Source organism: Lysobacter sp. GQ73, assembly GCF_059758755.1.
In genome coordinates this window covers 1-303 of record NZ_JCAXEE010000033.1, presented here as the reverse complement: position 1 = coordinate 303, position 303 = coordinate 1, and the positions used below count along the sequence as shown (strand labels likewise).

General features: G+C 66.7%; 1 protein-coding gene. It reads right to left on the bottom strand.

Annotated elements, in window-relative coordinates; all coding sequences use genetic code 11:
- Nucleotides 1-303, bottom strand: a 303-nt coding sequence (locus AC6CH2_RS22545; protein WP_498271169.1) for an AMP-binding protein, incomplete at both ends; no start/stop codon positions are given.

Sequence of the window (303 nt, the reverse complement as noted above, 5' to 3'; positions counted from 1 at the left end):
GGCGTTGATGCCCGAAGGCACGGTGTTGATCAGGCTCAGCGGGCTCGCGGCATCGGTCGCGAGCACGTCGCGCACCAGGGTGATCTGCGCGCCGACGCTGAGCGGCGCGAACAGCTCGTACACCGCCAGGTCGAAGTTGATCGAGGTCGAGAACAAGGTGTTGGCGAGCTGCTCGCGGCTGAAGTTGGCATTCGCCCAGGCGATGAAGTTGGCCGCGTTGGCGTGCTCGATCGCCACGCCCTTGGGCTGGCCGGTCGAACCGGAGGTGTAGATCACGTAGGCCAAGTGGCGCGCGGTCACGCC